1 protein-coding gene is annotated in these 423 nt (G+C 47.5%); it reads right to left on the bottom strand.

Annotated elements, in window-relative coordinates; all coding sequences use genetic code 11:
• Positions 1-59 precede the first annotated feature (59 nt).
• Positions 60-423: 30S ribosomal protein S5 (locus tag KDM89_RS19950; RefSeq protein ID WP_212689623.1), on the bottom strand; the 364-nt coding region annotated here is incomplete at its 5' end.

Below are 423 nucleotides of genomic sequence, written 5' to 3' on the forward strand. Positions count from 1 at the left end.
TGCCGATCAGACCTTTGACCAATTGCACTTTAACTGTCTTAGTAGTCATCGCGCTCTCCTTAACCGAGGATTTCTTCAACGGTCTTGCCACGCTTTGCAGCGATTTCAGATGGAGTACTCATCTTAGCCAGACCATTCAAAGTCGCACGAACCATGTTGTAAGGATTTGTGGAACCGTTGGACTTAGCCACAACGTTTTCAATACCCATTACTTCAAAAATCGCGCGCATTGGACCACCAGCGATAACGCCAGTACCTTTTTTCGCAGGAGAAATCATGACGGAAGATGCGCCGTGCTTACCTGTAACGGTGTGCTGCAGAGTGCCGTCTTTCAGTGTCACTTTGATCATCTTGCGACGTGCTTCTTCCATCGCTTTTTGTACAGCAACAGGAACCTCTTTCGATTTTCCTTTGCCCATACCG

Source organism: Cognatundibacterium luofuense (assembly GCF_018139685.1).
Lineage (GTDB): Bacteria > Pseudomonadota > Gammaproteobacteria > Burkholderiales > Burkholderiaceae_D > Undibacterium > Undibacterium luofuense.